The 19,995-nt window shown below is 35.0% G+C and carries 15 protein-coding genes, 1 pseudogene, 1 riboswitch and 1 other annotated feature; of the genes and pseudogenes, 4 read left to right on the forward strand and 12 right to left on the reverse strand.

Annotated features, from left to right (window positions below; genetic code table 11):
* Positions 1-49 precede the first annotated feature (49 nt).
* Positions 50-1,291: an N-acetylmuramoyl-L-alanine amidase gene (locus tag K5S59_RS23980; protein ID WP_000797225.1), complete on the reverse strand. Its 1,242-nt coding sequence runs from the start codon at positions 1,289-1,291 to the stop codon at positions 50-52.
* 169 nt (positions 1,292-1,460) lie between these two features.
* Here K5S59_RS23980 and K5S59_RS23985 point away from each other — a divergent pair, with 169 nt between their 5' ends.
* Complete coding sequence (locus K5S59_RS23985; RefSeq protein ID WP_000070003.1) at positions 1,461-1,946, forward strand: 8-oxo-dGTP diphosphatase; 486 nt, start codon at positions 1,461-1,463, stop codon at positions 1,944-1,946.
* A gap of 28 nt (positions 1,947-1,974) precedes the next feature.
* Here K5S59_RS23985 and K5S59_RS23990 read toward each other — a convergent pair whose 3' ends face one another.
* The 3 genes from K5S59_RS23990 to K5S59_RS24000 are packed head-to-tail and all read right to left on the reverse strand — an operon-like array spanning position 1,975 to position 5,129.
* Positions 1,975-3,600 carry a YndJ family protein gene (locus K5S59_RS23990; protein ID WP_212981908.1) on the reverse strand — a complete coding sequence of 542 codons (1,626 nt, stop codon included), beginning with the start codon at positions 3,598-3,600 and terminating at the stop codon, positions 1,975-1,977.
* 5 nt (positions 3,601-3,605) lie between these two features.
* Complete coding sequence (locus K5S59_RS23995; RefSeq protein WP_000002631.1) at positions 3,606-4,217, reverse strand: DUF4166 domain-containing protein; 612 nt, start codon at positions 4,215-4,217, stop codon at positions 3,606-3,608.
* Positions 4,218-4,220: 3 nt separating this feature from the next.
* The gene (locus K5S59_RS24000; RefSeq protein WP_000676645.1) at positions 4,221-5,129 is read right to left on the reverse strand and encodes a DoxX-like family protein; all 909 of its coding nucleotides are present in this window, start codon (positions 5,127-5,129) and stop codon (positions 4,221-4,223) included.
* Between the two features lie 191 nt (positions 5,130-5,320).
* Positions 5,321-5,507, forward strand: a riboswitch (Lysine riboswitch).
* A 199-nt stretch (positions 5,508-5,706) separates the two neighbouring features.
* Between K5S59_RS24000 and K5S59_RS24005 the strand changes: the two genes are divergently transcribed.
* Positions 5,707-6,936, forward strand: a complete 1,230-nt coding sequence (locus K5S59_RS24005) for an aspartate kinase (RefSeq protein WP_000448045.1) — start codon at positions 5,707-5,709, stop codon at positions 6,934-6,936.
* Positions 6,937-7,282: 346 nt separating this feature from the next.
* A complete protein-coding gene (locus tag K5S59_RS24010) occupies positions 7,283-7,738 on the forward strand; it encodes a VOC family protein (protein ID WP_000002738.1) in 456 nt (151 codons plus the stop codon).
* 200 nt (positions 7,739-7,938) lie between these two features.
* Here K5S59_RS24010 and K5S59_RS24015 read toward each other — a convergent pair.
* The 3 genes and pseudogenes from K5S59_RS24015 to asnA form a co-directional block, all read right to left on the reverse strand.
* A pseudogene (locus tag K5S59_RS24015) lies at positions 7,939-8,133 on the reverse strand (helix-turn-helix domain-containing protein); the annotation flags it as partial.
* Positions 8,134-8,379: 246 nt separating this feature from the next.
* Positions 8,380-9,927, reverse strand: a complete 1,548-nt coding sequence (locus K5S59_RS24020) for an IS200/IS605 family accessory protein TnpB-related protein (protein WP_000859089.1) — start codon at positions 9,925-9,927, stop codon at positions 8,380-8,382.
* Between the two features lie 243 nt (positions 9,928-10,170).
* Positions 10,171-11,154: an aspartate--ammonia ligase gene (gene asnA / locus K5S59_RS24025; protein WP_000284913.1), complete on the reverse strand. Its 984-nt coding sequence runs from the start codon at positions 11,152-11,154 to the stop codon at positions 10,171-10,173.
* Between the two features lie 70 nt (positions 11,155-11,224).
* Positions 11,225-11,483: a binding site (T-box leader), on the reverse strand.
* Between the two features lie 405 nt (positions 11,484-11,888).
* Here asnA and K5S59_RS24030 point away from each other — a divergent pair.
* The gene (locus K5S59_RS24030; RefSeq protein ID WP_000047588.1) at positions 11,889-12,023 is read left to right on the forward strand and encodes a DUF3934 domain-containing protein; all 135 of its coding nucleotides are present in this window, start codon (positions 11,889-11,891) and stop codon (positions 12,021-12,023) included.
* A 99-nt stretch (positions 12,024-12,122) separates the two neighbouring features.
* Here the strand turns inward: K5S59_RS24030 and K5S59_RS24035 are convergent, their stop codons facing one another.
* The 5 genes from K5S59_RS24035 to K5S59_RS24055 form a co-directional block, all read right to left on the reverse strand.
* Positions 12,123-15,317: a DEAD/DEAH box helicase gene (locus tag K5S59_RS24035; protein ID WP_000011075.1), complete on the reverse strand. Its 3,195-nt coding sequence runs from the start codon at positions 15,315-15,317 to the stop codon at positions 12,123-12,125.
* 119 nt (positions 15,318-15,436) lie between these two features.
* On the reverse strand, positions 15,437-16,369 hold the full coding sequence (locus K5S59_RS24040; protein WP_000500329.1) for a response regulator: 933 nt from the start codon (positions 16,367-16,369) through the stop codon (positions 15,437-15,439).
* 2 nt (positions 16,370-16,371) lie between these two features.
* Positions 16,372-17,670: a sensor histidine kinase gene (locus tag K5S59_RS24045; protein WP_098237648.1), complete on the reverse strand. Its 1,299-nt coding sequence runs from the start codon at positions 17,668-17,670 to the stop codon at positions 16,372-16,374.
* A 63-nt stretch (positions 17,671-17,733) separates the two neighbouring features.
* A complete protein-coding gene (gene malS, locus K5S59_RS24050; protein ID WP_002071285.1) occupies positions 17,734-19,446 on the reverse strand; it encodes an oxaloacetate-decarboxylating malate dehydrogenase in 1,713 nt (570 codons plus the stop codon).
* Positions 19,447-19,521: 75 nt separating this feature from the next.
* A partial coding sequence (locus K5S59_RS24055) for a lyase family protein (protein ID WP_016513913.1) occupies positions 19,522-19,995 on the reverse strand: 474 nt, incomplete at its 5' end.

Below are 19,995 nucleotides of genomic sequence, written 5' to 3' on the forward strand. Positions count from 1 at the left end.
CATAAAAAGCCCATCTCTATATAGACGATGGGCCTAGCAATCAACATTATTATTTTGTTAAACGAGATTTTGAAACATCAAAACCTTTCCACTCATAATAATCTAAAATACCCGCAAAAATTGCCTCAGCTGCTATTTGTCTTCCAGATTCTGAAGCTAACTTCTCATAATCCTCGCTGTTATCTAAAAATGCTAGCTCCGTTAATACTGCTGGCATCTCATTTTCTCTTAGTACATAAAAGTCTTCTGGTTTCACACCACGATCTCTTGTATCTAGAGCTTTAACTAATCGTTTTTGTATTTTATCAGCTAACATATAACTATCTTTTTCACGATCAGTTAATTCTTTCTTTTCAGATCCTTTATAATAAAAAGTTTCTGTTCCATGTCCATCATGTTTTTGAGAAGCATTTGCATGGATACTTACAAAAATATCTCCATTATGTTCCTTCGCGAAATCCACACGATTTTTAAGGTCTTCTCCTTGTTTTTCACCAAGACGAATATCTGTTTCACGTGTTAACATCACACGGAATGGAGTTTGTTTCTCTATTAAACTTTGTAATCTTTTAGATGTATCTAATACAATATCACTTTCATGTAATCCTTGTGTCGCTTTCCCAGGATCTGTTCCTCCATGACCAGGATCAATAATAATCATCTGTTCTACTAAAGGATTTCCTATTTTAAGAGAATCTGCTTTTTTAATAAATTGAGCTGCCTCTGCTTTAGTTAGAATTTTTTCTGGCTCCCATCTGTCACCAGTCCCAACAGAAATCCCTAATTCAACTAGGATGTTAGCTTTTGCTTTACCCCAACTTTTTTCTAAATCACTGAATTTAGTTGCTGGAGTACCATTTACTTTAGAATCTAATTTGTAAGCTTCTACAATAAGAGAGGCCATTGAAACTCGATCAATTTTCCCAGTTGGATCAAATACACCTGGTCCTTTCCCTTTAACAACACCAGCTTTTTCTACAGCTGCGATGAATGGAGTATACCACTCATTTTGAGAATCACCGAAAGATGGTTTAGCATTTTTATCGATTGGTAAGTTTAAGATTTGAGCCATCATTGTAGCTGCTTCTGCACGAGTGATTTCTTTTTCAGGCTCGAACATTCCTTTATCGTTACCTTTAACTGCACCTTTATCTACTAAATAGTAAATAGAATCTTCTGCCCAATGTTTAGCTGGGACATCTGGAAATTTTTTTGTTTGTGCGAAACTACTAGATGAATAAGATAATATACTAGCTGCAATTACTCCTGCTGCGATTATTCTATTTTTCATAGAATATATTCCCCTCTCAAGTACAATGTATTTATGTAACAGACTAATTATAGTTCTGAAAATTAGTAATAGTCAATTGTAATTTGTATAATTTTGTATTATTATTGTATTTTTTGTCATATATAACTATAGTTAAAAACTATAAGGTTTTATAAGAGGAGAGATTCGTATGAGCAACAATTGGAAAGATATAGAACACCGTATTTACACGATGTGTATGATTCAGCGGAATAACGAAGTATTGCTAATACAGCGCCCCGATCGTCTAGGTTTCCCTGGTTATATCGCTCCTGGCGGTAAAGTAGATTTCCCAGAAAGTATCGTTAAAGCTGCTAAACGAGAAGTAAAAGAAGAAACTGGATTACTTGTCTCAAATCTAAGTTTTAAGGGATTAGATGAATACGTAAATCCGAAAGAAAATGTTCGATATATGGTATTTAATTATTGGACAGACTCATTTGATGGAGAACTTCTTATGAATCCTCCTGAGGGCGAATTATTATGGGTACCAATTGATGAAGCACTAAATCTTCCTATGCAAGATTGGTTTAAAGAGAGATTCCCATTATTTTTTGAAAAAGGTACGTTTGAAATTCAACGCGTTTGGGACCGAGACTTAGATAAACAAGTTGCTATGACAATTACGCATACATAAAAAAGCTTGGAATCTCTCCAAGCTTTTCCTACTTCTCCTCTATTTTCTTAATCTCATAATCAATTTCTAAAAACTTAACTCCAAGTATCCACATTCTATGATTAGCTTCTAATATGTGATCCGTGCTCTCTTTCATAATAAAAGTCTCTGCTAACGGTAAACGTATTGTAAAGAAACGAGTATGTAAATAAATACCCTCATCTCCCTTACCGTTTTCTCTTAGCTTACTAGTAATAATTAAATCATTACTCTTATTACATAATTTCAAAACCCCCGTCATATTCGAATATGGTAAAGGTAATGCAATATTCATATATGTCTCGTTCCTATATGTATGCTTTGAGTAAAGAGCTACAAATATAGATTCTCCTGCTTCATTTTTTCTTAGCCAAGCCCTTACATTCTCTCTTCCATCCTTCGCATCTATTATCCCAATGATAGAGCCTTGCATCGTTTCCCACTTGCCGCCCATTCCTAAATGTATTTGTCCTACACGCTTACTCATTTTCTCATAACAAAATGCAACCGGGTGGAACCACCGAGCCCATTTAATATGCGATTGTAACTCATACTCTTTTGTATTTTCATAAAACCGAGTAATACTTAAAGGAATCTTCGCCATGTCAAATGCCTCACTATGAAAATCATTCATATTATCAACTAAACCTTTGTATTCCTTGCTATCTATTAAATGTCTGTTATGTAAAAATGCTTCCCCAACTGTCGTATTTCCTCTTAACCTGCTCATTGGTTTCCCGTAATATTTATAATTCGAAGCACTCTTTTCAATCATCCAGCCGACAAATGCTGGTAACGCTACTCCAATTCCATTGACAACACCGTGAATCCAAACCATTTGAGCAATTGTAATCGTCAGTACATGTTTCAAATTCCCATAGGAATATATAAGTGAAAACATAATTGTTACCATGAGTGTGCTAGACGATATGATCAGAAGAACCTTTGCACTGATAGCATTAAATTTCGTGCGCCAAACATAAATCCCATAACCATAAATCGCACATAAATATAGGCATACTGCAAAAAATTCAAATACTCTTGAGTACGTAATTCCTATTGCAACTGTCATAGGTGAAATGACGATGATAAACATAATAGCATCATATACTTTACTTCTCTTTTCTCTTTTTCTCCCAATTAAACCGACTGATAATGGCAATAGAAATGCCGAATAATGAAAGTGTGCAGCGGTAAGCAAAACAATGTCAGAACTAAAATGCATAATGGAAAGTTTTACTACAGAAGCAAAAAACCAGAAACCACCTAAAAACAAATACATAAACGCACTATCGATAGCCGTCTCTTCTAACGGTTTCCATCCTCTTTCTAGTAATCTACTTACACCAAATAACGCAACAATTCCTGTATATACAAACCAAAGTAAAGCAAAGAAATAGTGATTTGTTACGAAAGCTAGCGTTGCACTAATTGCTGCGATTGGATATAACAGCGATACCAGTTTATAAAAGAATACATGTGATCCATTTCTTGTTTTCTTATCAATGATGCAAAATGACATCGGTATAAATAACAAAATAGATAATAATATAATTGCTTCAACTGGGTTTACATTTGTCCACTCACATATTAGAAAAACAATATAACAAGCAAGCCCAACTATTATATTTTTCATATCATTTATTTCCTCTCCACAAATGTTCCCTTATATGAAAATAATGAACCGATTAACGGATTGCGTACTTGTACATGAATTCGAAAGCATTGTTGTGTTTCATCATAACTTTCTACAATTTTTGCTTCGCCATACAAAAACTTTGGTAACGGAATTTTTCTTCCAAACATATAAAACCATTGTTTCTTTGAAGAAATATGCATTGCCCCCATCTCATCAATATGAAAATTCAATGTAGAAACAAGTAAGTGCGGTTCACCAAAACAATCTACAATTTCATTATTCTCTCCATCCAACTGCATAACGGCATTAAAATATCTTTTCTTATTATGGAAATAAAAAGTACGATTCCACCTTACTAGTTCATTTCCATGTTCATCTCGCTCAGCGGTATTATGTATTGTAAATGGCACTTCCTTCCCCCGCTCAGAGAAAAACATTCTAAACTTCGATGCAATTTTTAATATTAATTTTACGAAAAAAGAACCACCGTAAATTTCATCCATTTCTCCTTCTCCAGTAAAGCTATTTTCTTCCGTGATCTCATAGCGTTTCTGTAATTTCGGATGAAGTTTTTTATAAGAATCCCCTAATAGTCTTTCATACATATTAGCCATACATTATTCCTTTCTCTTCCTCTTGCAATTTTTTGCACTTGGTAAATTCGTGCTATTTATATAACCGACAATTGATAACCCCATTAGTAGAACGTTTAATGTAATTGGATTAAACGGCTCTGTAAAGCTTAAGATATTCGTAAAACCCGCCGCTATCGTTAAGGCTATTAACATAAAAATATGTACGATAAATACTTTTCGTTTTGGAAATGGCAACAGCCATATGACACCAAAAATAATTTCTAATAATCCAATTATTTTAAGTACAAAAATACTATATTCCGTTGAACCAATTATCACAGATAGCATTTTTACTTCCTCTGAATGAGTAAACACTAGTTTCGGCACTATCCCTTGATACATCCATACAAAGGCAATTAATAAACATACGAGCCAATATGTCATTGTTCTTCTAATTAGTAACCTAGGATGAAGTCCCTTCTCTAACCATAATTTTAATGCATCAAAGCTCCAAGCAGTCGCCCAGCCTAATAACGGCCGAAACATATAGAAATCTATTACATTCCCTATACGACCAAACCTCGTATCATAATCATATTGTGTCTCAAAATGAATGTGTTTTTCACGCGGTGTATACTTCCAATAACCACGCCCTATTTGAATAAGTGATAATCTATTATCCGTCCAAAATTTTAAAGAAGAAATCCGTTCTCCTGTTTCTTTTCTTATTTCACCTATCGATTCCCCTTCTCCAGCTATTTCAAGTCCAAATCCGATTTTTGTTTTATATAAAAACTTCTGTGGTTCTCCTTCTTTTTTCTCTAAATATGAAATTTCAGTAAAGCGGGCATCCCATTCTGTATGTATATGTGGTTCTTGCGTGTATTCCCATAATTTCTCCATTGTTGTGTTCATTTCTGCCGAAACATAAATAGGCTTTTTCCCCTTCATTCTTCCACCTCCAATGCACTATAAGTTTAATGTACATGCTATGAATTTATTTTGCTACATTTTTCACAAACTTTTTCATAAAGAGAAAGAATTTTTAAAATTTATATAAAACACTTGCTTCCCCGAAAAATTTAAATTATTATAAAACAAATGTTACCAACAACTTCATAAATCAAACACTCTCGCCTAAAACGTGAGATAGAGGTTGCAATACTTATGAGTATTCTAATGGAGACACAGAGATGTCTATGAAATTAGATGAAAGGAAGTGTTGCCGAAATTGATAAATTTCTCTGCATTTATCAATTGGGGCTGTTTTCGAATAGAAACAGAACTGTCATATGTACAGACGTGTACGTATGAAGAGCTATCTACAAAAAAGAGATATCATTTTTATGGTATTCCTTTTTTGGCGGTTTTTTTATTAGCTCCGTTTTCTGTTTCCCTTTTCCTGTAACAGCACCATCCTCACTTATTTGAGATGGTGTTTTTTGCTTTTCTCTGGTAACTACAGGAATATTGGGATTTATATATGTCCTAATCTATTCTTAAAAATGGATGAAAGAAGGAATTCGTAATGGAAACGATTGTACAAAAATTTGGTGGCACTTCTGTCGGAAGTGTTGAGCGTATTCAACATGTAGCAAATTTAATTATTGAAGAATATGAACGAGGACATAGTATCGTCTCTGTCGTTTCAGCAATGGGAAAGAGTACAGATGAACTTGTCGCACTCGCTAACGCTATTACAGAAAACCCAAGTAAACGCGAAATGGATATGCTTCTATCGACAGGAGAGCAAGTGACTATTTCATTATTAACGATGGCACTACAAGCAAAAGGCTATAACGCGATTTCATTAACAGGATGGCAAGCTGGTATTACGACAGAATCTGTACATAGTAGTGCACGGATTACTGACATTCATACAGATCGAATTCAATCTTATCTTACTGAAGGTACGATTGTTATTGTAGCTGGATTCCAAGGAATGAGTGAAAACCATGAAATTACAACACTTGGACGCGGTGGTTCTGATACAACTGCTGTTGCATTAGCTGCTGCACTGAAAGCAAAAAAATGTGATATTTACACAGATGTGACCGGTGTTTATTCGACGGACCCACGAGTTGTAAAAGATGCTTATAAATTAGAAGAAATTTCTTATGATGAAATGTTGGAACTTGCAAACCTCGGTGCTGGCGTATTACACCCGCGTGCTGTTGAGTTTGCTAAAAATCATAATGTCATGTTAGAAGTTCGCTCAAGTATGGAACAAGAAAATGGAACAATTGTAAAAGGAGAATGTAACATGGAACAACAATCAATCGTTAAAGGTATTGCATTTGAAGATAATATTACACGCGTCACAATAAAAGGCTTAGAACAAGGTGCACTTTCAACAGTTTTCTCTACATTAGCAGCGGCACATATTAATGTAGATATCATCATTCAAAGTATTACAAATGAAGGAACTGTTCACCTCTCCTTCTCAATCCATTCTAATGATTTAAGAGAAACATTAGAGGTATTAGAACAACATCAAGAAACATTACAATATGAATCTGTAGAATATGAAAATCATTTAGCAAAAGTATCAATTGTAGGGTCTGGTATGGTCTCTAATCCAGGTGTTGCTGCGAATATGTTCACTACTTTAAAAGAAGAAGATATTCATATTAAAATGGTAAGTACATCAGAAATTAAAGTATCTGTCGTTATTGACCGCCTTCATTTAGTAACAGGTGTCGAGGCACTGCATCAATCATTTATGGCGAAAATTGAGCCTTTAGTGCAGATGAGTTAATTTCCACCAGTAAAACTTAAAATAAATTATATAAATCTATTTTCTTCCTATATTAATAGAAATAGGATGGGAATATTTTGCGGGGAAGTCGAAGTTATATTATCGAATAGAAACTACATTATCAAATTCTTACAATAATAGTATTCACGAAATAAAGTTCATGCGTATATCAGTAGTAGAAGGTTTCCGAGGTTTTGTTTGTTAACAAAATGTTTATTCTATACCCGAAAACACCTTGTCATTTTTTCCTACACTGTGACAAGGTGTTTTTTGTTTATAGGAGATTTTAGTATAATTATGAGGATAGTTAGATAATAAATTTATACATATAAAGGAGATAAAGACTATGGCAAACAACAAATTACTAAGAATGGACAATGTCAGCATCGTTGTAGAATCTCTTGATAACGCAATCTCTTTCTTCGAAGAGATTGGATTAAAACTCGAAGGGCGCGCTACTGTCGAAGGTGAATGGGCTGGTCGCGTAACTGGACTCGGTTCTCAGTTCGTAGAAATTGCTATGATGGTTACGCCAGATGGCCATAGCCGAATTGAACTTTCTCGATTTCTCACACCACCTACTATTGCAGATCACCGGACAGCTCCTGTAAATGCCCTCGGTTATTTGCGTGTCATGTTCACCGTTGAAGACATTGACGAAATGGTATCCAGACTTACTAAGAAGCATGGTGCTCAGCTCGTTGGCGAAGTAGTTCAGTACGAGGACTCGTATCGACTCTGCTACATTCGTGGAACGGAAGGAATTTTAATCGGTTTAGCGGAAGAACTCGGTAACAAATAAGTAATGTTTTATTAGACGTCTTTACTGAAGTAAAAATATTTGAAAGAACTTTACGCTTAATAAAACTTAGATTTTGAACCCCGTCCTAGCTTTAGAACGGGGTTATGCTTGTTTGGACTTTTTAACATACTATTAATATCTCGAAATTATTATAAAACAATTCAGTTGCATGTTGTACTCTTTCCTAGGAAATATAACTGATTCTTCTCACTTTTTATCATATATGTGACATTATACATTTCGCTAAGCAAAATTAAATTATCAATATCCGGACAGCTTTTATCATGTTCCCACTTATACACAGCTTGCCTTGTCACACCAATTTTCTTAGCAACATCTTCCTGTGAAAACCCTTTTGACTCTCGTAATCTTTTAAGTTGTTGTCCTAAGCTCATAACGTCCCCTGGTTTAAAATTCTTATAAAAATCTATAAATTGTTGGCGAACCAAGTCAAATGCCAACTACCGAAAAGGAATCTCACCTTTTTCCTGTCCGTAAGGGTTGTGACCTTTTCATCCACCTATTGTGAAAGAATGACGGCAGGTTCCTGTTAGGAACGATCTGTCCTTGCATACTACCATTCATCCAAGTCAGTAGTATGCAAGAAGTTATAAGAAATAAACCAGTACCCCCCTTCTCATTTAAATTTTAAATACGAATTGTTGATTGCTCATATAAACAGTTTTATGAAGAATGCTCCACAATTTCCAATTGTGATATTCTTTCCACGTTTGGATTGTTTGTAACCATTTTTTATATACTTTTTGCGTATTCTTTTTACTTTCTTCCATGGAAGCAACAAGAATACGCAGTTTTGTTGTAATTTGGTTTTTTAATAATAATATAATCTCTTTTGGTACTTGTTCTTGCAATTCCAATCCACGTCTTGCGATCGTGAAGGCGGCTGCTTCATGAACGCTAATACCGAAATTTTTACTGTATTTTAATTTTCCAATCACACTTGTATAAGCAGGGTTTACTGTTTTAACAGAAAATCCGTTACGAAGACCCATACGAATTAAACTGTTCAACATCTTTTTATACGTAAATTGATGGAAATTACGATTACTGTATTTATCAGTATCATGAGATTGTTGAAACTTTAAATCTTCCAAAACAATTCCACCTACATTGTTTTCCAATAACCATGTTTTAATTTGTTGTACGATTTGTCCAATTATCGTTGCGCGTTTGTTTGTCGAAAACGCATTCAGATGGTGTAGATAAAAATTTTTTGAACCTTTAAAATTACCTTGTTTTGTACATAAACTAACTGCAATACGGTCCGGATTCACATCAATTCCTGCAATTACATCTGATTGTGGTGTTTCCTTGAAATCTAGTACACGACCTATTTCTGTTTCATCAAACGTAATATTTACATAAAATTCATTTTGTTTACGAATGATTTCTACACTATATTTTTGATGCTCTATAATCGGTTTTCCTTTTGGATTTACACCGATTTGCTTTCCCATAACGACATTTGTGATTTGATGATAAAAATGATATGGAATGATAATCGGAACTTTGATTCGTGGGCTTTTTGTTTTTCCATTTGTTCGTCCTAATGGATTTGCAATTTCTAACCATCCTTGCCCACAGTCATCAACTGTAATGCGCATGTTCAAATTCCCTTTTTTGCTTTTATCTCCACGAGAATATAATTGTCGTGTCCGCAAATCTTTCCATTCTTGATTGGATATCTTGTTTTTCATTCTTTCATAGAAATTTTTCCGCCCACCAAAAATAATAGGAGGTAATGTTTTATTTTTAATATGTTTTGCATACGTTTCAATTTTTTGTTCTAATTTTTGTTTTCGTTTTCTTAAACCAATTAAACAAGTTTCTAATGAAACTTGTTTAGGTCTTTTTTTGCCGCGTTCATAATCATCTATTTTTTGGAACGTCTTTTCTAACTTTTTTTGATTGTTTTCTAGGTAAACAGGAAGAAGTTCTTTTTGAGAGAAAAGGATCGTTTGCGCTTGTAAAATTGCATCTTCACAAAAACGTTTATTTAACAAATATTTAGGTTGTAGTTTTTTTATCAATTCTTTCTCGTTTTCGCCCTCAATCAAACGATTAAAACTATATCGTTTTGCACTTTCGAACGTACGAATCAAAGTAATTAAATCTTCCGTTTGTTCTTTTGTAATAGAATTGATTTTACAAGTACGTGTTGTTTTCATCCTTTTCCCCCTTTTCATCACCTGAAAATATTATAGGTTGAATTCTGTAAAATATAAAACCTGTAATTGTAAATTTTTATAGTTTTTTATAGATTCTTATTTACTGTTATTAACTCCTTTAACAAATTACGACATAATAGGAGATAAAAAAGAAAGAAACTATTGGTACAATCCACTGTAAACCATTCGTTTACACAATAAAAAAGAGAGGATAACTCTTTGAGCTATCCTCTCTCGCTTCTATTAAAACAGATGAATGTTTTCTTTCTTGCAAGCTTCACGTAAATCATCAGGCCATACAGAAGATTGCACTTCACCGATATGTGCTTTACGTAAGAAGTACATGCACATTCTTGATTGTCCAATACCACCACCAATTGTTAATGGTAGTACATCTTCTAATATACCTTTATGGAAATCATACTCACGTTTAAAGTCATCACCAGTTTTCGTTAACTGCTCATCAAGTGATTTACTATCAACACGAATTCCCATTGATGATAATTCGAACGAAGCTTGTAGTACTGGGTGCCAGAATAAAATATCACCGTTTAATTTCCAATCATCATAATCAGCTGCGCGTCCGTCATGCTTTTCACCTGAACGAAGTGCATCACCAATTCCGATAATGAAAACTGCACCGTGTTCTTTCGCAATCGCATGTTCACGATCTTTCGGTGTTAATTCTGGATATTTATCTTCTAGTTCTTGAGAAGTAACAAACACGATTTCTTCTGGTAAATACTTTCCAAGGAACGGATATTTTTCAAATAAGTGATCTTCTAAATCTTTGAATATTCCATAAATTGTTTGTACTGTTTTTTGTAAGTAATCTACAGTACGCCATTCTTTTTGAACGATTTTTTCCCAATCCCATTGGTCAACGTAAATGGAATGTGTTGCATCAAGTTCTTCATCACGACGGATTGCGTTCATGTTTGTATATAAACCTTCACCAGCTTCATAGCCGTATTCATGTAATGCGAATCTTTTCCACTTCGCTAGTGAATGAACAATTTCTAATTCTTCTCCTGAATGTAACATATCAAATTCAATTGGACGTTCTACACCGTTTAGGTGATCGTTTAATCCTGATTTTTTCGTTACGAATAATGGTGCAGATACGCGGAATAGTTCAAGGCGTTTTGCTAATTGATCCTCAAAAAATGTTTTAACTTCCTTAATTGCGATTTGAGTCTCTCTTACTGTCATTAATGATTGATACATGGTGGTTTCCTCCTAAAATGTTTGGATGTTGTGAAAAGAAGCCAACAAAAAAAGCCCTTCTTTCCCAAAAAACTGGGACGAAAGACTTTGGTTCCGCGGTACCACCCAAATTAGCAACAGAGGTTGCTCACTTATACAATACGGAGATGAAATATCTCGATACTGTTCTTCTTGTAACGGCGAAGTTCCCGGCTAAGTCTACTTTCCTGTAAAGGATTTCGGTTAGCAACTCCAGGAGGTTCTTCATAATAGGCTTCGTATCAGGCTCACACCACCCCTGACTCGCTTAGACTACATCCTACTACTACTCGTCCTTTCATAGTCGTTTTGTTGTCACATCTCTGAAACATTTTATTAATGATTATTCTATACAAAAAATAAAGAAAGTCAACAAAAATTAAAAAATATTTTTAAATTCTTTATTTTACGGCTTTATTGATTGTTTTCAATATAACGTCTTTACTTCTTCTGTCTTGTCAATCCAAAAAACGTTTCACTAACCGAAACTAACATATACACAACAAGTAATGTAATCGTTCGAAATATAGAATCCGCAGTATTTCGTATTATTTTCATTTTCTTTGTAATTCCTTTCAGTTTACGTGCAAATTCGTGTTATACTATAGCATTCAAGCAGTTTATTTTTACTTAAAGCAATCATAGTCATTTATAAAGAGTATGTTCTAAATCATTGACTATTATTAAATAAGATTTTTATATAACGGAGTGATCATATGAGTAAAACGAAAGCAAAACCAAAAAAAGGTGTAGGACAAGGTACAGGAAGTAAAGGGTGGAACCGTTGGCAATCAAGTGCAAAGAAAAAAGCAGCTGCAAAGCCATATAAAAGTAAAGGGACAAAGAAGTAATCTAAATAACATTGGATTTCTTTACTTTGTACAAAACAAAAATAATTATTACAACAAAAAAGCTATGCCCTCATACATTTGAAGGCATAGCTTTTTACATTAGATCATTAAAATATCTCGAATTTCTTCCTCAGTAATTGAGGACAATTTCTCTTCTCCCGGCTCAATCACTTCAGCGATTAAATTTTTCTTACTCTCTTGCAGTTCATGCATTTTTTCCTCAATTGTTCCGTGAGCCACTAATTTAATAACTTGTACCGTATTTTTTTGTCCCATTCGATATGCTCTATCTGCTGCTTGTTGTTCAACAGCTGGATTCCACCATAAATCGTACAATATAACTGTATCGGCACCTGTTAAGTTAAGACCTGTACCACCAGCTTTTAAAGAAATGAGAAATAGGTCTCCTTCGCCTTCGTTAAACCGGTCACATAACTCTACACGTTCTTGCGAAGGGGTATTTCCGTCTAAATAAAAGTATGGAATTGCTTGACGATTTAACTCACGACCAATAATTGACAGCATCTTCGTAAATTGAGAAAAGATTAAAATTCTCTTACCTGTACTTCTACATTCCTCAAGTATCTCTAGCAGTTGCTCAAATTTAGCTGAACTCCCCTTGTAATCATCAACGAATAAAGCGGGATGATTACAAATTTGTCGTAACCTCGTCAAGCCAGCTAAAATTCTAATTTTATTTTTACGTAACGTATCTTTATCTAAATGTTTTAACGTTTCTTCCCTTAATTTCGCTAAATAAGCAGCATATAGTCTCTTTTGATCTGGTAATAACTCCGATGACTGTAAGTGCTCTATTTTATCTGGAAGCTCCTGTAATACGTCTTGTTTTAATCGTCTTAATACGAAAGGTTTTACGCGCTTCGCTATATCTTCACGCCTTAAATCACCGAATTCTTTTCTTCCCGGTAATAATTCTGGAAATACAACATGGAAAATAGACCATAACTCTTCTAATGAATTTTCTACAGGCGTTCCCGTTAGTCCGAAACGATGCTCAGCTTGAATTGTTTTCACTGCTCTTGCAGTTTGCGTTGTAGGATTTTTAAACGCCTGTGCTTCATCAAGAAATAGTGTATGAAACGGCCTCGCATATGATCTTACATCTCTTCTCAGTAACGGGTATGATGTAATTACGACATCAAATTCCGCTACGTCCTTTAAAATTTTTCGTCGTTCTGCTTGATTTCCATCTGCAATCACTGCTCTAATATGTGGGGCAAATTTTTTCAACTCGCTTAACCAGTTGTAAACTAATGACGATGGTGCAACAACTAATATCGGTAGTTTCTTTTCTCGAATTTCCGGCAAAACAGAATCTATAAAAGCAATGCTTTGCAGCGTTTTTCCAAGTCCCATATCGTCTGCTAAAATACCGCCAAAACGGTAATAGGCAAGTGTTTTCATCCACTCGAATCCGTATACTTGATACTCTCTCATTACAGCCTGTAAAGTTTGCGGCACTGTAAACTTTAATTTTTTCGGGTTTTGAATGCTTTCAACTAAATCTTGAACAGACTCATCTAAACTTAAAACATTACCTTCGTGAAGTCCGTTCATCCATTTTACACTCCGAATAAGCGGAACATTCACTTCTTCCCCATGTAAAAATTCTTTTCGAATACCTGATTCTTTTACAAACTGATTAATTTCATTAAACTCTTTACTCTCTAGTGATAATAAAGAACCGTTCGCTAATCGGTAATATTTACGTTTCTCTTCAAGAGCTACTAATACACCTTTAATTTCCGCTTCCGGTATTCCTTTTATATCAAAACGAAATGATAGCCAATCAATTCTTTCTTTTCTTCTTACCCTAATAAGTGGTGCTGTATCCGCTTTATGAATGCGTAATTTGATTGCTGTTGTCGCGTAAATATCAACTAAGGCTTTTAACGTTGGAACGACATGATATAAAAAGTTATACTCAGCCTCTTCATTATGCATAAAATAGCCGCCTTCTGTTTTCGCGAAGGCACTTTCACTCATAATGTCTAAAATCTCTTTTTCCTTTTTCTCATCCCGATTAAAAACAGACGGCTGCCCGTCTTCTTCTAGCGGATTAATCACGACGTTTCCATAATGAAATTCGAGACCTGCTAACAAACGATTTTTCACTCGATCTAAATATAGTTTTGCTTTTAGCGACGGTGTTTCAACACGATCTGATATTACTTCATCAATGCGTACCGTTCCAAGTTTCATTAATCCAGGTACAACTTTCGCTACGAAATGTTCCATCTTATTTTCAGGAATATAGAACTGATTGCTATTTGAGCGACTCATCATCTTTTGCAATTCAATAAGTCGCATACAATCTTCCATAGGTAAATGATATAATTTTCCATCGTAAAGAGCATTGTTATACATTTCCATAACTTGAACACGATTTAGGCCGTCTATATGAAGTGTGAATCCACCATTATTTCCTTTCGTAAACTCAAAATGTAATGGCAATAAACCGTTTGACATTTGCAAGCCATGAAACAGCTGCTCATTTTGTTTCAGCTGTACATACTCCACTTTAGAAAGTGAAGAGAGCATATCTTTCCATGAAGATGGCGGTATGAATATCATACCTTCATCTTGTTTCGCATGTACTTCTAACGCATCTTCATACATTTTTTCGTTATGATATATTTTAATGAGTTGTTGTATAATCGCGTCCGTTTCTTGTTTAAAACTGTGTACATCTGGCGTATATGTAAATTCATTGGAACAATGAAAAGTCTCTCTTTTCTCCACTTTAGAAAGAAATTCTCTAATATGCTTTATATAATATGTTTTCGCAAGTTTTAACTGAATTCCAAGAAGGGCCCCACCACTTTTCGTCGCTACTGGTGAACATATAAACGTAACATCTAATATTTCACGTGTATCAAAACGGTGTTGTTTACTTTTTGGCCTCAGTGGTTTGTCTGCAAACAACTGAAACATCCCATTCGTTAATTGATCATTTCCGCTCATATTTTCGGACATGCCGCCCGTTTGCTGGTTATAATTTATCTGTATAAGGACGGCCGCAACATGTTGACAGTACGTTTGAAAAGACGCTAATGAAGGACAACTACATCTCGCAACTACATCACCTTTTTTAGCTTTTTCTACTGTAACATGAAAATCTACATTCCCTTTTACCGTCGCCTCACAAATTTCTTTCGTTTCATCATAATGATTCACGATTACTTTATTTGATTTATAATAAGCTTCGCCTCTTTTATAGGAGGTCTCCCCGCATACTTCTTTTATAATCGATTTATTTAATGTAAAACTCATTGTTTTGACACTTCCTTAATGTAAAACCATTTTCTCTTACTTAACATTTTACATGCTCTACGAGAAAATATAAAATATTGATTGAACAAAAAAAAGATGCTTATTTATAAGCACCTTCTTCACTCTATCTCCATCAACCGTTTCGCTTCAAAATACAACACTTGAATAAACTTTTTCGTGTTTATCCGCGTATGACCTGAAACTGCAAATTCTTCCTTTGTCATTTCTGTCATCCGTTTTCTCACTACAGTGAAATCAAAAAACTTCGGGGCATAGCTCTCAAATTTTGGATTTGAAAAGTCTGTTAATCCAAGAGAAGCTAAATGATTCAATGATTGATAAATCGCTCTTCTTACACGTTGTTCAGATGCTTTTCTCTCTTTATCTATATCTGCATCCGAAGCTATATGATCTAATTTTTTTAATGTGATTTGGTGAAAAATGTCTTTTAGCGCAGGAAATCCAAATTCAAATGTTTGCGCCTTTTCTTGTCCGTATAAATATTCCAGCATACTAAGTAAATCTTTACTTCCGTTCTCTCCCGCAATACCGAGTTCTGCTAGTAAGAAGCGTCCTGAATCTGATATCTTTTTTCCTTCTTGCATTGTTTCACTACGCATTTGCGGCTTTTCCCACTGAAACACATTATTTAATGATTTTTGAATGTCATATATAGAACGTTCCAAACGAATACGCTCCATCACTTTTCGTACAACAGATACTACTTCTATTTTGTTTAGTGGTTTCGTAATATAATATTCTACACCAAGTGTATATGCTTCACCAATGAGCTGTTTCGATTCAACTTGAGAAATCATAATAATTTTTCCAGTAAATGAAGACGCTATTTGGCGAACTGTTTCAATGCCATCTCTCATCGGCATGAGTAAATCAATAAATAAAATATCCACTTTTTTATAATTTAGCTGTTCTGCTTCAACAAAAGCTCCATCTTCCGATTCTCCAATTACTTCCCCAAGATCACCATCCTCAATAATTTGCGAAAGCATCGAACGGAAAACTTCATCATCATCTACGATATAATAAAACAAACCTATTCCCCTTCCTGCTTTAAACTGCACTCCGGTAAACAAACGATAAACTTACACCCTTTTTCAGTTTCATTGTCTTCTAACCTTACTTCTCCGCCGAGCTCTGTTACCATTTCGTGTATGTAAGAAAGTCCAATACCTGTTGACGGTGTTCCCGTTTGATCATACTTGGAAGTAAACCCGGGCTTAAATACTAATTTCTTATACTTTTGTGCAATACCAGGTCCATCATCAATTACTTCAAAGATTACATGTTGATCTCGTTTATATAGCTGAATACGAATGAGACCTCTATCTTCAATTGCTTCCACTGCATTGGCGACTAAGTTATTAAAGATTGATAGCACTGTATACACGTGATATGCAGCGTGTTCACCTTCTATATGTTTAGAAAAACGTATATCTTTCCCTAGCATTTCAGCATATTTCTCATTTATTCTTACAATCATTTCTGTAAGCTCATGACCTTCTACATACTCAGCCACATTTTTATCTAATAACAGTTTAGATAATCCTGCAAAAATTCTTTGATTATCCTTTTTTATTTCGTGCACTTCTCCTGCTATTTTCAATGCTGTTTTACTACTGGAATCATTTTCCGCCTGTAAATTTCGATATAGTTGATATGCTTCTTGTGTAATCAACTCTGCATTTTGTAACGTTTTTTTCAAGTGAACAGATTCAACATATAAATTTGAAAGGTGCATGAACATTTTTTCATTTTCTTTTCGAACTTGTGACTCTTTTAATTTCGTTTCATATAAAATCATCATATTTAAAAAGCCAAGTGCAAAGAAACTACGGAAAATAGCAATAATGATAAGTTTATTTACTTCAGAAACTGTTATCGTTGTACCGAGTACTACCATATGATAAATCGCTAGTTCTGACATACTTGCGATAATTTCAATTGTAATTCCAAGGCATCCAATAACGATTGGTTTCTGATGAAACTTATTTACCCTACAAAGTGAAAAAAGACTTCCATAAATAAAATAATAAAAGAACACGGGATAACGCAAATAAAATGATTCTGTCATATGAAATGAACCTTGCAAAACCCAGTCAAGACATACACGGAATAAAACGACACATATACCGACAAGGATACCTGCAGCCGCTGCTGGTATTCTTCTTAAAAAAAGCAATAAAAAGAAGAAAAGCGGTGTCCCAAAGCTAACACGAAACGTATCGTTAAAAGGATGAAAATTAAGCTCTCCAGCAATCGGAACAACTACCATTAATATAATTAAAAGGGATATATCTTTCTTCCATAACTGATTCCAATTCAAAGGTGCCACTTCCTATACTTTTTGTCAGTAGTAAAAGTGAAAGCCCGCTTATATAATAAACGGGCTTTATTTCTATATTCTAACCTTTTCTACCGCTTTTATTTGGCGATACTCCGGCTCCCAAATTGCTTCTTTCACTGCAATCTTGATATCATTATCACTTAAGTTCTCTCTAGCAACACCTTCTGCAACAGCAACTTTCGCTACTTCAATTGCAACCATTTCCGAGATATTACGTAACTCTTCAACTTCTGGCAAAATAGGTGCTCCTGGCTGACTTGTGTCTACCATGCTTGCAACTGCTTCAGCAGCTGCTGCGAACATTCCATCCGTCATGACGCTTGCACGTACAACAATTGTTCCAAGACCAAGCCCTGGGAAAATAAGTGCATTATTTGATTGTCCAATCACATACGTTACACCGTTATATGTAACTGGTTCAAATGGACTTCCTGTTGCAACTAATGCTCTTCCTTCTGTCCACTCAATTAAATCAGCTGGTTTCGCTTCAGCAAGTGGCGTCGGATTCGACATTGGCAAAATGATTGGTCTTTCTACGTTAGAAGCCATTTCTTTAATAATCTCTTCTTTAAATGCTCCTGCAACCGTTGACGTACCGATTAAAATTGTTGGTTTTACATGTTTCACAACTTCAGCAAGTCCGATCACATCGTTTTGTTTCCACTCACTTACTTCCACTTCTTTTCGTGCATACGGCATTTGGAAATCAAGAAGATCTTCCATATTATCTGTAACTAACCCGTTACGATCAATACACCAGAAACGCTTATATGATTCTTCTTCTGATACACCTACGCGGACCATTGCATCTCTAACTTGATCTGCGATACCGATTCCAGCCGTCCCAGCACCAAATACAACAACGCGGTGTTCACTTAACGGTACACCTGAAGCTTTCACTGCCGATAATACAGCAGCAAGGGAAACTGCACCTGTACCTTGAATATCATCATTAAATGTACAAATATCATGACGATATTTATCTAAAATTTTTCGTGCATTTCGAGAACTAAAGTCTTCCCAATGTAATAGTGCTTTCGGGAATTGCTTATTTACCGCTTGTACAAACGTATCAATAAACTCATCGTAAGCTTCACCAGTTATACGAGGGTGACGATTTCCAATATAAAATGGATTATTTAATAGTTCTTCACGATTTGTACCTACGTCTAGAATTACCGGTAATACACGACTAGGATCGATTCCAACCGCAGCCGTATAAACAGCTAATTTTCCGATTGCGATGTTAATACCACCAACGCCCCAGTCACCAATTCCAAGTATGCCTTCTCCATCTGTTACAACGACTAAATCAATATTTTCTGCTGTTGCACCGATATTGGCGAATGCTTCTTCAATACCTGACGGATCGTTAATTGATAAATACACACCACGTGGTTTACGATATTCATGACTATATCTTTGAATTGCTACACCAACAGTTGGTGTATATACAATCGGTAACATTTCACGTAAATGATTTGTTAATATACGATAAAATAACACTTCATTTCGATCATGCAACGCTGTTAAGTATACATTCTTTAATAAATCATCCGGCTGAGAACAAAATTGCTCGTATGCTCGGCGTGCTTGTTCTTCTAACGTTAAAACTGCTGGAGGTAATAACCCTTTTAAACCTAATTCTTCTCTCTCTTCTTGCGTGAAAGCGACCCCTTTATTTAAAAGTGGTGTTGATAATACTTCTACTCCTCTTAATGTCGTTTCTAATGAACCATTAGAAGCTACTGTAAACTTACTCATAACATCCCTACCTCTATTCATATATAGCATTTCTATATTGTAAACAAAAAAGAGGGGATTGTCCCCCCTCTTTTTTTAATTTTTCTTTAAAAGAGTTGCTCCTGCAATCCCTGGGTGTGTCATTTCGAATGGATCTAGAATTAACTCTAAGTCTTCTTGTGACAATACACCATTTTTCACACAAAGTTCTCGAACGGATTGCCCAGTCGCAATTGCTTCTTTCGCAACACGAGCTGCTGCTTCATAACCGATATGAGGGTTCACGGCTGTAATAATTCCTACACTCTTCTCAACATACTCTTTTAAGCGATCTTCATTCGCTTCAATTCCTTTTAAGCAATTATCTGTAAAGGCACGGAAACCATTATTCATAATGCTAATTGATTGAAGTAAGTTGAAAACAAGTACTGGTTCCATAACATTTAATTCTAATTGTCCTGCTTCTGAAGCAAGGCAAATTGTATGGTCGTTACCAATTACTTGGAACGCAATTTGATTAATTACTTCTGGCATAACAGGGTTTACTTTCCCTGGCATAATAGATGAACC

The organism is Bacillus sp. BML-BC051, assembly GCF_019656175.1.
GTDB classification, from domain to species: domain Bacteria; phylum Bacillota; class Bacilli; order Bacillales; family Bacillaceae_G; genus Bacillus_A; species Bacillus_A mobilis.

Bases quoted from the DNA above. Each gene is read 5' to 3' on its own strand.
- K5S59_RS23980 (WP_000797225.1), bottom strand. From the start codon at position 1,291: ATGAAAAATAGAATAATCGCAGCAGGAGTAATTGCAGCTAGTATATTA.
- K5S59_RS23985 (WP_000070003.1), top strand. From the start codon at position 1,461: ATGAGCAACAATTGGAAAGATATAGAACACCGTATTTACACGATGTGT.
- K5S59_RS23990 (WP_212981908.1), bottom strand. From the start codon at position 3,600: ATGAAAAATATAATAGTTGGGCTTGCTTGTTATATTGTTTTTCTAATA.
- K5S59_RS23995 (WP_000002631.1), bottom strand. From the start codon at position 4,217: ATGGCTAATATGTATGAAAGACTATTAGGGGATTCTTATAAAAAACTT.
- K5S59_RS24000 (WP_000676645.1), bottom strand. From the start codon at position 5,129: ATGAAGGGGAAAAAGCCTATTTATGTTTCGGCAGAAATGAACACAACA.
- K5S59_RS24005 (WP_000448045.1), top strand. From the start codon at position 5,707: ATGGAAACGATTGTACAAAAATTTGGTGGCACTTCTGTCGGAAGTGTT.
- K5S59_RS24010 (WP_000002738.1), top strand. From the start codon at position 7,283: ATGGCAAACAACAAATTACTAAGAATGGACAATGTCAGCATCGTTGTA.
- K5S59_RS24020 (WP_000859089.1), bottom strand. From the start codon at position 9,927: ATGAAAACAACACGTACTTGTAAAATCAATTCTATTACAAAAGAACAA.
- asnA (WP_000284913.1), bottom strand. From the start codon at position 11,154: ATGTATCAATCATTAATGACAGTAAGAGAGACTCAAATCGCAATTAAG.
- K5S59_RS24030 (WP_000047588.1), top strand. From the start codon at position 11,889: ATGAGTAAAACGAAAGCAAAACCAAAAAAAGGTGTAGGACAAGGTACA.
- K5S59_RS24035 (WP_000011075.1), bottom strand. From the start codon at position 15,317: ATGAGTTTTACATTAAATAAATCGATTATAAAAGAAGTATGCGGGGAG.
- malS (WP_002071285.1), bottom strand. From the start codon at position 19,446: ATGAGTAAGTTTACAGTAGCTTCTAATGGTTCATTAGAAACGACATTA.